The sequence below is a fragment of the Paenarthrobacter sp. E2MeOHC11 genome, assembly GCF_058744955.1.
In genome coordinates this window covers 4432883-4446788 of record NZ_CP196673.1, presented here as the reverse complement: position 1 = coordinate 4446788, position 13906 = coordinate 4432883, and the positions used below count along the sequence as shown (strand labels likewise).

Here is a 13906-nt window from a genome sequence, read left to right as displayed (position 1 = left end):
GACACTCACACGGCAATTCCCGGAACTGGGCATAGGCCAGCCGGAACACGCCGCGCATCTGATCCTCTAGTCTCCCATGAACCGGCGCTTCGCCGTACATTGCCTGCCGGGGCTTCAGCCGCATACGGCTGTAGCGTGGTCACATGGCTTTCGACTTGCGCCCCTTGGGCAATCTCATCCTGCGGTCCCTCAAGTCGCTTGGAGGCAATGGCACCAAGGCAACCACCCCCGGAGGTGCCCGAAGGACGCAGACCCGGCGATCCGACGTCGTGCATCAGCCAGGCTCCTACCCAGGCGACTTTCGCGGTTCATTTAAGGTCAGCTACTCCCCTAAGCCCGATGGTCAACCGGACCCCGGCGAAATTGTCTGGAGCTGGGTCCCCTACGAAGAGGACCACACTCAAGGCAAGGACCGGCCGGTGCTTTTGGTTGGTCGGGACCGCGAATGGCTTCTGGGCCTCATGCTGACTTCCAAGGACCACGACAATGGCGCCCGGGCGGACGACTACGTTGACATAGGAACCGGTTCCTGGGATCGGCAAGGCAGGCCCAGCGAAATCAATGTCGGGCGCGTTATCCGGCTTGATCCCGGCACGATCCGGCGCGAAGGCGCCGTCCTGGGAAAGCCGCGGTTCCAGGAGGTAGCCCGGGCCCTCCAAGCGCGGCAATAGAGCGACTGAGTACCGGTTCGGCGTGAGCCCTGACTTTCTGCTATCCTTTATAGCTGTGTGTCCGTGCAGGTCGACGGCCACTCATGGTTGGCTGCCATAGGCATCCCCACGCCGCTCAGTCGATGGCCAACCTGAAAACCCTCTAGACCATTTCCGCATTAAAAAGAGAGTTCATACGTGGCTAATATCAAGTCCCAGAAGAAGCGCATCCTCACCAACGAGAAGGCTCGCCTGCGTAACAACGCAGTCAAGTCCGAGCTGAAGACGGCCATCCGCGCCGTCGCCACCGCCGTTGAGTCTGCTGACAAGGATGCTGCTGGAACTGCACTTGTTGCTGCCAGCCGCAAGTTGGACAAGGCTGTCAGCAAGGGCGTTATTCACAAGAACAACGCTGCAAACCGCAAGTCGGCGATCTCCAAGAAGGTCAACGCACTCTAAGGTTTTTCCAGTTCGACTGAGCTGATCAAAAGGCCGGCACCCTTTGGGTGCCGGCCTTTGGGTTTAACCGGCGATGCCGCCGCGCGCTGGCTTCAGCGTCGACTGGCTGACATGGCAATCACAGTCACCGCATGCTCCACGGCGTAAACGGGGTCACGCGACTCACCCTTCACCTGGGCATCCGCTTCCGCGATGACCTGGATGGAACGGATCAGGCCTTCGGGCGTCCAGCGGCGGACGTCACGCTGCGCCTGCTCTACAAGCCACGGCTGCATTCCCAGGTTCTTGGCGATGGTCGCCGGAGAACCGTTGACTCCGGCAACTTTGGCCAGGGTGCGCAGCTTGGCCGCCAGCGCCGCAACCAGGGGAACAGGATCGACGCCGGTGGCCAGTGCGTGCCTCAGGGTGGACAGCGCCACTGGCCCATTGCCGGCCATTGCAGCATCGGCCACCTTGAATGCCGTAGCTTCCACTCGGCCACCGTAATAGCGTTCCACCGTCTCCGCCGTCACGGCGGTAGTGGCGTCGGCAATCAGTTGGTTGCACGCTGCTGCAAGTTCGGAAAGGTTCGCGCCCACGGCGTTCACTAGTGCCTGGACAGCTTCGCCCTCAATGCGGCGACCTCCGGCCCTGAATTCGGAGACGACAAACGCGGTCTTGTCTGAGTCCTTCTTCATCGGCTGGCAGTCGATCACTGGCCATCCCGCGGACTTCACGGCGTCGAGCAGCTTCTTGCCACGGACTCCCCCGGCATGACGCAGGACAAGGACAACGTCCTGGTCCGGATGCTGGAGGTAGGCCAATCCGTCGGCCAGGAAAGCATCATTCATTGCCTCGAGGCCCTCGACCTCGATGAGCTTGCCCTCGCCAAAAAGCGACGGCGTGACGGTCATGGCTAGGGAACCGGACTCGTAGGAGCTTGCGTTCAGTCGGCTGAGCTCGACATCCGGAGTAGTGGCCCGCACCTGGGTGCGGATGCCATCCATTGCGCGGATCCCAAGGTATTCTTCCGGGCCCATGATGAGGACTACGGCGGCGGGCGCCGCTTCCCGCCAGCTGACGGTGTTTGCCGCGGCACTCTTGGCCCGGGTGTTTTGGGCAGCAGCCACAGATGGTTCCTTCCGGATGTTACTTTGCAGGCTTCAAGTCTGCCATGCTTGCGCCTTGCACCGCGCTCCAGGAGCACCGTCACAACACCGTGCAGGCCCATGACGTGCCGCTTCACAGCCGCAGGATGCAGCGCCGCCCAGACGACCAGCACAGTCACGACCGATGAGAGCACCATAGCCATCATTCCGATCGGCCCCTCAGCCCAGGGCAAAGCAGCTCCAGGCAAACCGGCAAAGAACCGTGCCAGCCCCGCAACCATCCCCGCGCAGGTCCCCGCAACGGCGATCGGCACCACCGCCAGCCAGGGCAGGACCGTGGCCAGCGGCGCAGCGATCGTCCCAAAAATAGTCACCGGCGCCACCAAAGGACCCGCCGCCACGTTGGCGATCAGGGCATACGGCGTGAACTGAGGCTGAAGTGCCACAATCACCGGCCCGCACAACAACTGCGCCGACAAAGGCACCGCAATTCCGGCAGCCAACCACCGTGGTACCCACAACGGAATCCACGACGCAATACGGGTGGCAAGCAGCACAATCCCGAGCGTAGCCAGAACCGACAAGAGAAACCCCACGTTGGCTGCCATGGCCGGGTCCAGCAACAGCAGAATCGTCGTGGCGAGGCAGAGGAAAGTCAAGGACCGGCCCCGTAATCCGCCCGTCAGGGCAGCCAAGCCCACAGCTCCCATGACCGCAGCCCGCAAGACACTCGGGTCCGGCCCAACCATCACGACGAACGACAACAGACCGCACGCAGCGAACGCCCCGGCGGCCGGGCGTACCAGCCGGAAGCAACGCGCCAACAGCCAAGGGCCGGGGTGACGGACAGTGAGTGCCGCCCACCCCGGAACCTAAAAACGGGCACTCGACGTCTTCCCTCGCATTGTCAGCCGCCAGAGCGCCTCAATGAGTGGCAGACTACAATAGGACCCTAGACCAAAATGTGTCATGAGGCCTTATCAAACGAGGAATCTTTGACTAATAGATTTGCCAAACATCGCATCAAAGTATTAGTAATCGGCTCCACGGGATTTATCGGAAGCCGCGTGATGACGGAACTTGATTCGTGCGATAACGTGGAAGTTTCCATAATGACCAGAAGACGGTATAGCGTCCCCAATCACCCAAGAATAAAAGTCTTGCTTGGTGACGTAACCGACCTCACCTCCTTAAACCTCGCTATCAGAGACTTCGAGGTTGTAGTCAATGCTGCCTCGTACGTCGGAGATGATCCCCTTAGAGCACAACAAGTGAATCACCTCGGTGCTGAAAATGTCGCCCATGCATGGAAATCCTCCGGCGCACGAAAACTGATCCACATCAGCACGACCGCCGTGTATGGCACGGGACCTCACCGATCTCACCCGGCCAACCCTACGGTCTATAAACCCGACTCGGTCGTCAGCCAGACCCGGGCGGCAGGGGAAGCATCCATTCTCAACCTCGGCGGAATAGTCATCCGACCAAATCTCATTTATGGGCCGGGGGACCAATGGTTTATCCCAGGAATTATCCGGCTCTTCAGGACGCTTGGCACCCAAATTGACAATGGGGCCGCCAAAATTTCCGTGGTTGACGTTGCAGACTTGGGGCGTCTCGTTTCTGCTTTGGCGACTTCCCCCGCACCCCTAGATGGCGCCTTCCATGCAGCTAACCCGACCCCCACAACACTCGCACGTCTCGCATATACGATCAGGCGCGAGGTCAGCCCGTTACAGATAGAGGGGACTACAACTCTCGACGAGGCCGTTCGCATTCTCGAGCCGGCCGGCTTCCGCCCCCACCAAGTCAAAATGGTAGGCATGGACCATCACTATGAATCGCAGAATCTCTGGGATCTAGCCGAATTAGGCAAGACCTCACCGACGATTTCGCGCGAAGCGGTAGACTGGTATCGTTTAGTTGCGAAGATTTGAAACAACATTCCAGATCCGAGGCATAGTTTGCAGCGCCCCCACACATCCCCACCCCCCAGAATGGAGTCCGAGGGCGGAGCGCCCACCGGCGGCTTCACGGAACCGTCAGCTTGCCAGGCAACGCAGCTCCCAGCTAAGCCGGACATTGATATAATAGATGAATCACCCCAGATTGAAGGATTAGTGTTGAATCAGAGCCGTGCCGTTGAAACGCGAAGGAATATTCTCTACGCGGCAGCGCGTGTTTTCGAGCGCAAGGGATATTCGGCAGCCACAATTGCCGAAATACTGGCTGAGGCCGACGTAACGAAGGGTGCATTGTATTTCCACTTTGAGTCGAAGGAAGCCCTCGCAAACGTAATTGTGGAGGAACAGTCAAACTGGATCGACGAGAACACCGACCCCCGCATCTCGCCTATACAGAGAAGCATCGATCTCAGCTACCGGTTTATTGAAGCTCTCCAAAATGATCCCCTCGTACGGGCTAGTATTCGACTCACCCTGGAACGAAATACTTTCGGCACGGACAATCCATCACCGTACGTAAGCTGGGTCTCTCTCCTCGCAGACATGCTGGAAAACGCAGCTGCACAAGGCCTGCTACTACCGCATGTCAGCCCACAAGATGCCGCGCACCTGCTTGCATCAGCAGTCACCGGAACACAGTTGACATCGGAAGCGATCACACACAGATCGGACCTTAAATACCGAATAGAACAGATGTGGGTAATTCTGCTGCCGGCATTGGTCCCTTCCAGTCTGCTACCGGCGCTGAACTCAACAGCACCGGCCGAAACCTCTGCCGCCTAGAATCAACCACTCAGCAACTGACAAGGCGAAATCTGCCGGGAGGGGTTAATATAGCCCGTTACGGTAGAGAGGCTTGCCCGGAATGGGTGCTGGATATGGCTACAATGGCGAGAGTCCTTCCCAATTGCTTGAAAATGAATGAGCACTCATCGCCGCTTGGGCCATCAGGAACGTCCGTCGCGATCTGAACGGGCTCGTGCAGTTCCCCGTAATTGAAGAATCGCGCACTGATGACGTTGAACGAAGGATCTCCTCCTCTATTCAGTGCGAATGCCTGCCTGGCAGCGTCGATGACCAGCATTCCTGGAATATGGTCCGCAGGGTGATCAAACAGCCATTTATGTGATGTGTTGATAAGCAGATCACCACCGCCCTCATTCAGAAGGACGTCCTCTTCACAAGTCCGCCCCACATGGGAGGCCTCTGCTCTGAGCCCGGGCGAACGGAACTCCTTGGGCTCGGCGCCGTTGCGCACCCGATGGTACGAGTGTTGTTCCAAGACGATCAATTTCCCCCGCCCTGTCCCAATAATGGCTTTATCGAGCCGGAATGTAACCCTGATGCCCAGTCCAATGAGGCGAGTGCCGCTGAAGTCAGGAGTGAGTTCCAGCCAGAGATCCGGCGTTCCAGTCATGCGACAAGAGTCAAGGCTGATCCCGATGTGCTGTAACGAAAAGGCCGATTCCAGCGGCACGCCATACATGGAATGCGCAACGATGATGACGGCCTGGCGGAAAGTCTCTAACGCCAGCATAGGATCACTCATGCCTTGAGATGCAAGACAGTGATACTCCTGCTCCGCTGCCCATGAGGCCGTCAGCTCTGCAGTGTTCTCACACGTGCTTCGCCACCGGGCTATGAAGTTGGCGGCCGCACTGACTTTATGCACAAGTCGATCCTCAGCCGGACGCCATTCAGCGAAAGCTTGACCGGGCAAGTATGCCTCCGCAGCGAGCAGAGCCCCCCCTCCATTGATGTGACTTTGCGTCATCAAATCCCCCCCTAAGAAACCATCCATGCGGTTTTTTAGAGATTAGTCCAATTGGAGGTGAAACTCACAACGCGCAGGTTCCTCCGGCATGTTCCGTAACAAGTAACGAACTTTTGACATGTACGACTAAGGTTGGCGGCCGCTTGATCACGACAGACCAGTCATCGGGTTATGCATCTCCGAGGTCGAGCTCATTTCCGAGGTCTTCGGCGACCGCCCTCCTGTATATGGACTCCGCCGTGGCCACGTCCAGGGCCCCCAGCCCGAAAGGTGAGCAAACGATGGGCCTTTCGGTAGCCTGCACCTGAGCATCCCGGCGAAGCAGTGACGGAATTTCAAGAACGGAAAGTTCGTTGGGGCCGTATGCGTCGACGGCCAAGTTCAGGGATGTTCGCTCCCTACAAGCGTGCTCGAAATCATCTACAACGTTCACGGCATCGCGAAGTACTGCCGGTGTCAGGTCGCGCAATGATAGGTGCAGAATGATCTGCCCGGGCCGAAATCGATGATCCAGGTAAGGCTCACCGGCGGTTGTGGCCAGCAGAACAACATTCTGGACCAATGCGTCCTCCACGGATCCTACGATCGCATCGACTCCCTCAAGGAGTAAGCGGTCTACTGTCGCTTGAGCTCGCAGCGGATCTACGTCAGAGACAACAACGCGACCAAGGCCAAGAACATGTCGAATGTAGTCAGTCGTCGTCGATGCTATGAGTCCAGAACCGACAATGCCTACGTTCGGCCGCTGGGTTCCGCCAACAACTTGTAATGTGAGTGCTGCTGACGCCGCGGTACGGGCGGCATTCACGGGGGCAGCACTCAAGACGGCCTTGAGATATCCCGAATCCATCGAATTCAGTAGGATCGTTGCGCCAGCGCGCTGAAGCCCTCGACCTGTGTTTGCCGGAACGCTGGACACCCATTTCATTCCCGCAACATCGAACAATTCGTCCTTGACTCTGGACAACAGAGCGATAATTCGATCCCCGGGCCTATCGGGAAATTTCAGAAACGTCGACTGCGGCGTTGAGCTGCTTCCCACGCCATGGGCTAAATAGGCTCTTCTCACAGCATCGAGAACCAAGTCCTTATCCTGAAGGACATAAGAGACAACACGAGCGTCAAGAAAATGAATTTTTGTCACAGAAAGCAACCTTCGATAGTTTTTGGAAGATGAAAATCTATTGGGGACGTCGTTCTTCGGCAACGCGCCCGTCTCCTCACCTCGAATAATCAGGGACCGCGGCGGAGGAAGAACGCAGGTAGTCACGAGCTTCTATGAACGGCGCCAAGGGCGGAGTGAAGTACATAGTTCCAGCAATCCCACCCCTTCGAAGGGTCGCGCCAATGTGAACCGGCGGGACCAGACCCGAAGCCGCGATCGAATCCACGTCAAATCCGAATGGAACACCGCGTTGTCTTAACGCCGGGATCCTAAGGTTTGGATGCTCTGTCCACGCTATGTCGTACATGGATTCCGTAAGCCGACTCATGTCCTGCGGCGTTCCTACCGAACCCGGACTCATACACGGAGCAGCGGCAGCCGAAACTGCACCAAGACCTAGCGTCTCCATCAGCAGGCTGTCGCCTCCGCTGTACCCCAGGAGCTCGCGTTCGCTCCTGCCTACGAGCCGGATGGGGACATCCGAGATCGGCGGAAGCGCGGTACGGAACCAGCGGCCGGGAGCACCAGCGACTCTGATCGCAAATTCCTTCTCATTCATGGACATCGCCGTGAGAATTGAGCTTCCAGGTACATCGGCAGCAGCCTCGCTGACTACTTTTGCAGCGGCCATGGCAACATGCAGGAAATGGAAGTCGGCTGACACCAGATAGCCCAGAAGAGAATGAACAGCAGCATTGTCCCAGGAACCACGAACCTTGATGATGCGCTCCTGGATGGCCGCCCTAAAAATGTAGCCGGCGGCGTTCTGCCGCCCATGCATTTCATCGCCCATGGACAAGGCTTCGACCATCATTGGCATCAGCGCGATGGGTGCCATACGCACGTAATGCCCCAATGCGGGTCCGATGACATCGCGAACGAGTTTGAGGTTGCTGTCTACGCATGCGTTCCAGGAACCAAATGTTAGTGACTCCGCGTGACCGCCCTCGTTCAGACGGCACATTGCAATTCTTCCGGACGTTCGATCACGAACAACCAAAACCGGCATGGACGCGCTGCAAACACCTGTCAACGACCCGACAGTGCCGTGATCCTGGCTCGAGGCAAGTTTTATTCGACCCGATCTGATGCCGGCGTCCGCTTCATAAGGATTTGAGGCGAGGCCTTCGAAGATGGAAGCACCGATAATGGCTCCTCGTTGGCATCCGTCATAGTCCTCCCAATCCATGATTGGTCCGGAGACAAGGACCATATTCGCCGACATATCGGGCACTGTGTCGATCGCGCTCACGACGTCAACCAGCTCCGGTTCGACACTTGCCATGGCTGAGGTAGCAATCGTGTTGGGACTGAGCTTGGTTGAAAGGCGTGGCCCCATGGACGTTGTAGCAGTCAAGAGAGCTCCTAGTAGAGGCTTCAATCTGGGAGCTGAAGGTCTGGAAGCTGGCTTCCCAGCGAGAACCGCGCTTTCCAGCGTCAGCAGCTAGTCCAACTTTACATACAAACCGACCATGTGGTTTTCTTTTCTTGGCAGCACACTCCGCTCGCGTCGAACAGATGCGAGTTGGGTGCCATCAGGCCGAGAACAGCGACCCCCATCTATCGGGCCGCCAACCGGAGGACGAAATTTTGATCTACAACAGCGCTCACGAAATTGCCCTGGACGACTGCTTTCTTCGCATGGATACTCTTGTTCCCGGCTCGGAGTTGTTCCTGAAAGTTGAGGGCCTGAACGCCGCAGGCTCCATCAAGTTGAAACCAGCGTTGGCTATGGTTGAGGCCGCAGAGAGGCGTGGTGAGCTGCAACCCTACTCTCAGATTGTCGAGTCCTCTTCGGGAAACCTGGGCATCGCACTTGCCATGGTTGCAGCCAGCAAAGGTTATGGCTTCCTATGCGTGGTCGATCCCAACGCCTCCCGACAGAGCATCGGAACGATGCGCGCCTACGGCGCCACAGTCGTAGAGGTCGCCACCAGAGATGCAAACGGCGGTTATCTCGGAGCCCGTGTCGAAAAGGTCAACTCCCTTCTACAGGAGGATCCAAGTCGTATTTGGCTGAACCAATACTCAAATCCTGCAAATCCCGCAGCACACGCTTCCACCACTGCCACACAGATTCTGAGTGCTATTGGCCGCGTCGACTATCTCTACGTCGGCACGGGAACGGCTGGAACTCTTATGGGTTGCGTAAAGCACTTTCGTCAGTACTCGCCAAAAACCGTGATCGTTGCAGTGGATTCAATGGGCTCTGTGACTTTTGGCGAGCAGGCTGGCCCACGCCATATTCCAGGACTCGGCGCAAGTCGGCCCAGCTCGCTCTACCGCGAGGGGGCCCCGGACAGAACTTCGCTCGTTGCCGAACGTGACGCCGTGTCGATGTGCCAAACGATGGCCAAGCAGCATGGAGTTCTATTGGGCGGGTCGACAGGATCAGTTTTGGCAGCAGTCGAGATGGACAGCCACAGCATCCCAGCCGGCTCCAAGCTCGTAACCCTCTCTCCCGACTTGGGCGAGAAGTACATCAACACCATTTACAACGACGACTGGGTCGATATGAAATACGGCCTACTTGGCTCCTCGGAAGCCATCGCCGGAGAACCTAAGAGCTATGGCAAGGGCAAAGTCGACCCCACCATTCATCCACTGCAAGTCGTGTAGGGACTTCTGCATAGCATCCAAACGTGAAGCACCACTTCTCTAGCTCTTCCAAAGACCAAAAGTGTACGCAAAGGCGGAATCAAAGTTCTCATGACTTCACATAATCCCAGCACTGTTCTAGCACCGCCAGAAGCAGAGCTGATCAATCTTGTAGTTGAACGGATATCCAAGCAGTTTCCCTGGTATGCAGAACTCGCCAAGACTGACGCCCCTTCACTTTCCACCCTGCCGTTGATCAATCAAGCCATTCTTGAAAAGCATTATTACCTGGAGACACAGGTCCCGAACGGAACGGATACATACTTCACGTCAGGAACCTCCGGCGGAACTCGGAAGCGGATCCTGTACGGGGAAGACGATGACAACGCCTACGTCGCTCAGCGGCGCCAACTCTTCGATCGCTTCCTTACCGGGGTACCCCGCGGGTCAAACGCTGTCGCTGATCTGGGTACCGGTCATGCAGCGGCATCTGCCAGGAGAATCTTCGAGGAGATGGGCCTTCAGTCCTTTGACATAGACTTCCAGCGGCCGATCAGTGAACACATCAGCCTGCTGAATGAGTGGCAACCTGACGTACTCTTCACGATGCCGATGATCCTTGACCAATTGATGCAGCAGTCAGCCGCGCTGCAAATAAGCCCACGCAAAATCATCGTGGTGGGAGATCTCGCTACAGCGGCGTGGCGTCAAAGAGTGGCCTCGCATTTTGGGATTCAGTTCAATGACGTTCTCGATCTCTTCGGGTCAATCGAAATCGGTGCGATTGCGTATTCAGACGCAACGACTGGCCGCTACAAATTCCATTCGCACATTATCCCAGAGTTAGTGAACTACGAGGAGGTGACACGAGGCCATGCGCGAGGCAGCCGCAGCGGCTCTGGAATCCTTGTGTTGACTTCAATTAGCCGACGTTATTTCCCGGCGATTCGTTATGTGACGGGCGACTCAATCACCGACTTGCGCAAGGAGACTTCGGGCGAATGGACCTTTGAACGTATCGAAGGCAGGCAGGTCGGAGATTTCAAGCATGGCGAACGTATCAGCAGTCATGACCTTTGCGAGGCCATGGCCACCGTATTCCCCGCTCAGCCTTTTGAAGTACTCGACGGAAATGCAATGACTATCCGCGTTGTGGGTAGCGTTTCGGATAACCAAAGGAAGGAATTCCGTCGCTACGTGCATCATGCCTCCCCTGATATCGCCGTCATGACAGATGCAGGACTCGTAGGTGAAATACTCATCCAATCCGTTAACTCATCGGATGCATTGGTCAGTGGCGCCAAGCGTCGTTTTAACGTTCGCAGCTCCTGATGTGCGGCATTGCAGGAACAGTTACCTTTGACGGGTCAAGGGTAAGCGACCGTTTCACCGAAACGGCGTGCGAGGTGATGAAACACCGCGGACCGGACGAAGTTGGATACTTCAATGCCCCGGATGCAGCTCTCGGAATGTGCCGCCTATCAATCATCGGTTTGCATGGTGGTAGCCAACCTCTGTTCAGCCGCGATCGTTCAGTGGTGTGTGTCGTCAACGGTGAGATCTACAACCACATGCAGCTGAGAGCCGAGCTGGAGCGCTCGGGCTACGACGTCGATGGCACAAGTGACGTGGCCGTGATTCCCGCCCTGTACCAAAGGTACGGCGATTCTTTCGTCACGCATCTCCATGGGATGTTCGCTATAGCGCTCCTGGACATAAATCTACAACGAGTCATTCTGGCAACAGACAGAACCGGCAAAAAGCCTTTGCTGCATGCAACCTCAGCTTCCGGACAGCTCGTTTTCGCGTCCGAGATGCAAGCCTTGCTGACACATCCAGGCATAGGACGTTCCACATGTCCCACAGCGATTGATGCCTACCTGAGCTATAGAGTCGTCCCGGCGCCCGCGACGATATACCAGGATGTCAAAAAGGTACCGCCGGCCACCTTGATATCGCTGGAATCATCAGGCACGCGCACTTGGCAGTACTGGGATTTTCCATTTACAGCTGAGCTTCAGGACGAACCCGAAGAAGAACTTGTAGCCACGATCGATGCCCTGCTGCATCAAGCTGTTCAGGATCGTCTGGAGTCAGAAGTTCCATTGGGTGCCATGCTCTCCGGCGGCCTCGATTCCAGTTTGGTTGTTGCCTTGGCTGCGAAAAAGTCGTCAGAACCTCTGCACACCTTCTCCGTGGGCTTCGATCACCCAGACTTCGACGAGTCGGTATTTGCAAAGGAAGTCTCCGACTACTGCTCCACAATTCACCACAACGTGCAGTTGAACGCATCACACGCAGCCGCAAGCATCGACCGGATCCTTCGTCACATGGGTGAACCCTATGCCTTCCCGTCCGCCATCGCTTCCGATGCCATGTACGCCTTGGCTAGGAAGACGGTCGAAGTAGTCCTCACCGGAGACGGTTCTGACGAAGTATTCTGCGGATACAGGCGCTATAAGTCACTCCTTTCACTCCCCCACGGGAACTTGGCGGATGACTATGAAGGCATACTGGTCGACGGTCTCAGCCAGGCGAACAAAGCACTTCTGTATTCAGATTCAATCAAGAATGCGCTTGGCAACTTCCCTGAAAACCATCTGTCTCACCGGTTCGAGCTGACCGACAGAAAGAGTCCACGACTAGATCGAGCGATGCATGTCGATGCCCGGTTCTGGCTGCCAGATGCCCAACTGGTGAAGATTGATCGCATGTCCATGGCAAACTCCATAGAGCCGCGGAGTCCTTTTCTGGATCATCGACTGATTGATTATGTTGCTCGCATTCCAGCAGCACGCAAGATGGTTGATCTAAATGAAAAGGCTCTGCTCAAATCCATGGCGGTCAACTACCTCCCATCAAGTATCGTCAACCGACGAAAACAGGAGCTGGCTGTCCCTCTTGAGGGTTGGCTGACCACATCACTTCGACCTGCAATTCAGTCAACGCTGCTGTCCGAGGAATCTCTTTCACGGGACTATTTCGATGCAGATGCTTTGCGCATCTTCGTAACCGACTTCAGGCCCGAAAACGCATACGCCCTTTGGACACTTTTCATGCTTGAAAGATGGCATCTACTCCAAACCGGAACTCCCGACCCGATATCCGTCTGAAAGGACTGCTAAATGAAAACTCAACCCATTGGTGAATTCTCGACGCCTGCTGAAGCTGCCCGCTTGAAAGGTAAGTACGACCACGAGCGCATGCAATCAGAGCTTCGCACAGCTACCCGTGAATCCTGGAGCAAGCAACGTTCATATAACGAACACGGCGTTGGAGCCGAAACCGAAGCCGACTGGCGTTGCCTGGCGTTGAGAAGCCCAGGCGGGGACCCCAGCCGGACCGATCCCGGTGGACCCGGCCCGGAACTTTTTTCCGACACAAAATGGATGTCAGAGTTGCCCTACCTGCGGGAGGTTCTCAACAGCATTCCCGCGCCGATGCATGCCGTCCGTCTCATGGCACTTGGTCCCGGAACCGTGGGAATGACCCACGATGATCCGAAGTACAGCCCAAAGTACGGCGTCCTGAGACTGCATATACCAGTAGTCACCAACCCCGACGCACGGACCATTCTCGACGGAAAACCTCACCACTGGGAACCTGGCGAGTTCTGGTTCGGAGATTTCAGCCGGCTGCACCACGTAGAGAATCTTGGTCCCGAACACCGCACGCATCTGGTGATGGATACCCTTGCAGTGCCAGGCACGGCGTCACTCTTTCCAGAAGAATGGAGCGAATACTTTGCCAGCGGTGATGTCCTTTTCAACAGGCAGCCTTCTCCCTTGCGTGAAGACGAAATGCGCAAGTTCGAATGCGACCTCAAGATTCCCTTTGGTTTCACTCTCTGGGAAGAATATTGGCCCTTGGAAGGCCATGCCGACGATGAACAGGCCAGCATCCGACTGGATGCCTCCGGCCTCGCTCTATCACCAACGGATGGCCAACCGATCGTATTGGTGCATGTTGGGGATGGGGAATTCAGGTTCTCCGGCTGGAGTGAAGAACGCACGATTCAATTGTTCCCGGGAGGTCCCAACCCGACAGCCGTTCTACGGCTTCGGGCTGGCCGCGACGTAATCGAGCGCGTCATTCCGATTCGCCCCACGCCATGACCGCTCAGTCGTCACCTCCGAGGGATCCAGTCGTCCTGGTCGTCACAGACCTTGTCGTCTTCCGGCGCCACACTGCGCTGATCGGCGAGATTC

At 56.8% G+C, this 13906-nt stretch carries 13 protein-coding genes; 8 read left to right on the top strand and 5 right to left on the bottom strand.

All coding sequences use genetic code 11. From position 1 onward, the window contains the following. The first annotated feature begins 143 nt into the window (after positions 1 to 143). Both ACSSVG_RS20610 and rpsT read left to right on the top strand, forming a co-directional pair. Positions 144 to 671 carry a type II toxin-antitoxin system PemK/MazF family toxin gene (locus ACSSVG_RS20610; RefSeq protein WP_231342944.1) on the top strand — a complete coding sequence of 176 codons (528 nt, stop codon included), beginning with the start codon at positions 144 to 146 and terminating at the stop codon, positions 669 to 671. Positions 672 to 848: 177 nt separating this feature from the next. Beyond that, the gene (rpsT, locus tag ACSSVG_RS20605; RefSeq protein WP_231342946.1) at positions 849 to 1109 is read left to right on the top strand and encodes a 30S ribosomal protein S20; all 261 of its coding nucleotides are present in this window, start codon (positions 849 to 851) and stop codon (positions 1107 to 1109) included. A 92-nt stretch (positions 1110 to 1201) separates the two neighbouring features. On the opposite strand, the gene holA is transcribed toward rpsT, so the two are convergent. Further along, the gene (holA, locus tag ACSSVG_RS20600) at positions 1202 to 2218 is read right to left on the bottom strand and encodes a DNA polymerase III subunit delta (protein ID WP_492416042.1); all 1017 of its coding nucleotides are present in this window, start codon (positions 2216 to 2218) and stop codon (positions 1202 to 1204) included. Continuing rightward, positions 2137 to 3021: a ComEC/Rec2 family competence protein gene (locus ACSSVG_RS20595; RefSeq protein WP_231339992.1), complete on the bottom strand. Its 885-nt coding sequence runs from the start codon at positions 3019 to 3021 to the stop codon at positions 2137 to 2139. Before ACSSVG_RS20595 ends, holA begins: the two co-directional genes overlap by 82 nt. 138 nt (positions 3022 to 3159) lie before the next feature. On the opposite strand from ACSSVG_RS20595, the gene ACSSVG_RS20590 reads away from it, so the two are divergent. Continuing rightward, a complete protein-coding gene (locus ACSSVG_RS20590; protein WP_256491495.1) occupies positions 3160 to 4134 on the top strand; it encodes an NAD-dependent epimerase/dehydratase family protein in 975 nt (324 codons plus the stop codon). A 183-nt stretch (positions 4135 to 4317) separates the two neighbouring features. Then, positions 4318 to 4944 carry a ScbR family autoregulator-binding transcription factor gene (locus ACSSVG_RS20585; RefSeq protein ID WP_231339993.1) on the top strand — a complete coding sequence of 209 codons (627 nt, stop codon included), beginning with the start codon at positions 4318 to 4320 and terminating at the stop codon, positions 4942 to 4944. Positions 4945 to 5002: 58 nt separating this feature from the next. Here the strand turns inward: ACSSVG_RS20585 and ACSSVG_RS20580 are convergent, their stop codons facing one another. The 3 genes from ACSSVG_RS20580 to ACSSVG_RS20570 all read right to left on the bottom strand — a co-directional run bounded on the left by ACSSVG_RS20580 (position 5003) and on the right by ACSSVG_RS20570 (position 8457). Further along, positions 5003 to 5935 (bottom strand): AfsA-related hotdog domain-containing protein, encoded by a 933-nt coding sequence (locus ACSSVG_RS20580; protein ID WP_231340047.1) that lies wholly within the window; start codon positions 5933 to 5935, stop codon positions 5003 to 5005. Between the two features lie 169 nt (positions 5936 to 6104). Further along, positions 6105 to 7142, bottom strand: coding sequence for a hypothetical protein (locus ACSSVG_RS20575; RefSeq protein WP_231339994.1), 1038 nt, complete (start codon positions 7140 to 7142; stop codon positions 6105 to 6107). Positions 7143 to 7155: 13 nt separating this feature from the next. Next, positions 7156 to 8457 (bottom strand): oxamate carbamoyltransferase subunit AllG family protein, encoded by a 1302-nt coding sequence (locus tag ACSSVG_RS20570; protein ID WP_231339995.1) that lies wholly within the window; start codon positions 8455 to 8457, stop codon positions 7156 to 7158. 233 nt (positions 8458 to 8690) lie between these two features. On the opposite strand from ACSSVG_RS20570, the gene sbnA reads away from it, so the two are divergent. From sbnA to ACSSVG_RS20550, 4 genes are all read left to right on the top strand, one after another. Beyond that, the gene (sbnA, locus tag ACSSVG_RS20565; RefSeq protein WP_492416038.1) at positions 8691 to 9719 is read left to right on the top strand and encodes a 2,3-diaminopropionate biosynthesis protein SbnA; all 1029 of its coding nucleotides are present in this window, start codon (positions 8691 to 8693) and stop codon (positions 9717 to 9719) included. A 90-nt stretch (positions 9720 to 9809) separates the two neighbouring features. Then, on the top strand, positions 9810 to 11030 hold the full coding sequence (locus ACSSVG_RS20560; RefSeq protein WP_231339997.1) for a phenylacetate--CoA ligase family protein: 1221 nt from the start codon (positions 9810 to 9812) through the stop codon (positions 11028 to 11030). Further along, positions 11030 to 12811 carry an asparagine synthase (glutamine-hydrolyzing) gene (asnB, locus tag ACSSVG_RS20555; RefSeq protein WP_231339998.1) on the top strand — a complete coding sequence of 594 codons (1782 nt, stop codon included), beginning with the start codon at positions 11030 to 11032 and terminating at the stop codon, positions 12809 to 12811. Before ACSSVG_RS20560 ends, asnB begins: the two co-directional genes overlap by 1 nt. A gap of 12 nt (positions 12812 to 12823) precedes the next feature. Further along, positions 12824 to 13813: an aspartyl/asparaginyl beta-hydroxylase domain-containing protein gene (locus tag ACSSVG_RS20550; protein WP_231339999.1), complete on the top strand. Its 990-nt coding sequence runs from the start codon at positions 12824 to 12826 to the stop codon at positions 13811 to 13813. The last annotated feature ends 93 nt before the right edge of the window (positions 13814 to 13906 follow it).

Coding starts and splice junctions, on each gene's coding strand:
- ACSSVG_RS20610 (WP_231342944.1), top strand. CDS start 144: ATGGCTTTCGACTTGCGCCCCTTGGGCAATCTCATCCTGCGGTCCCTC.
- ACSSVG_RS20590 (WP_256491495.1), top strand. CDS start 3,160: ATGTGTCATGAGGCCTTATCAAACGAGGAATCTTTGACTAATAGATTT.
- ACSSVG_RS20550 (WP_231339999.1), top strand. CDS start 12,824: ATGAAAACTCAACCCATTGGTGAATTCTCGACGCCTGCTGAAGCTGCC.
- ACSSVG_RS20580 (WP_231340047.1), bottom strand. CDS start 5,935: ATGACGCAAAGTCACATCAATGGAGGGGGGGCTCTGCTCGCTGCGGAG.
- asnB (WP_231339998.1), top strand. CDS start 11,030: ATGTGCGGCATTGCAGGAACAGTTACCTTTGACGGGTCAAGGGTAAGC.
- ACSSVG_RS20560 (WP_231339997.1), top strand. CDS start 9,810: ATGACTTCACATAATCCCAGCACTGTTCTAGCACCGCCAGAAGCAGAG.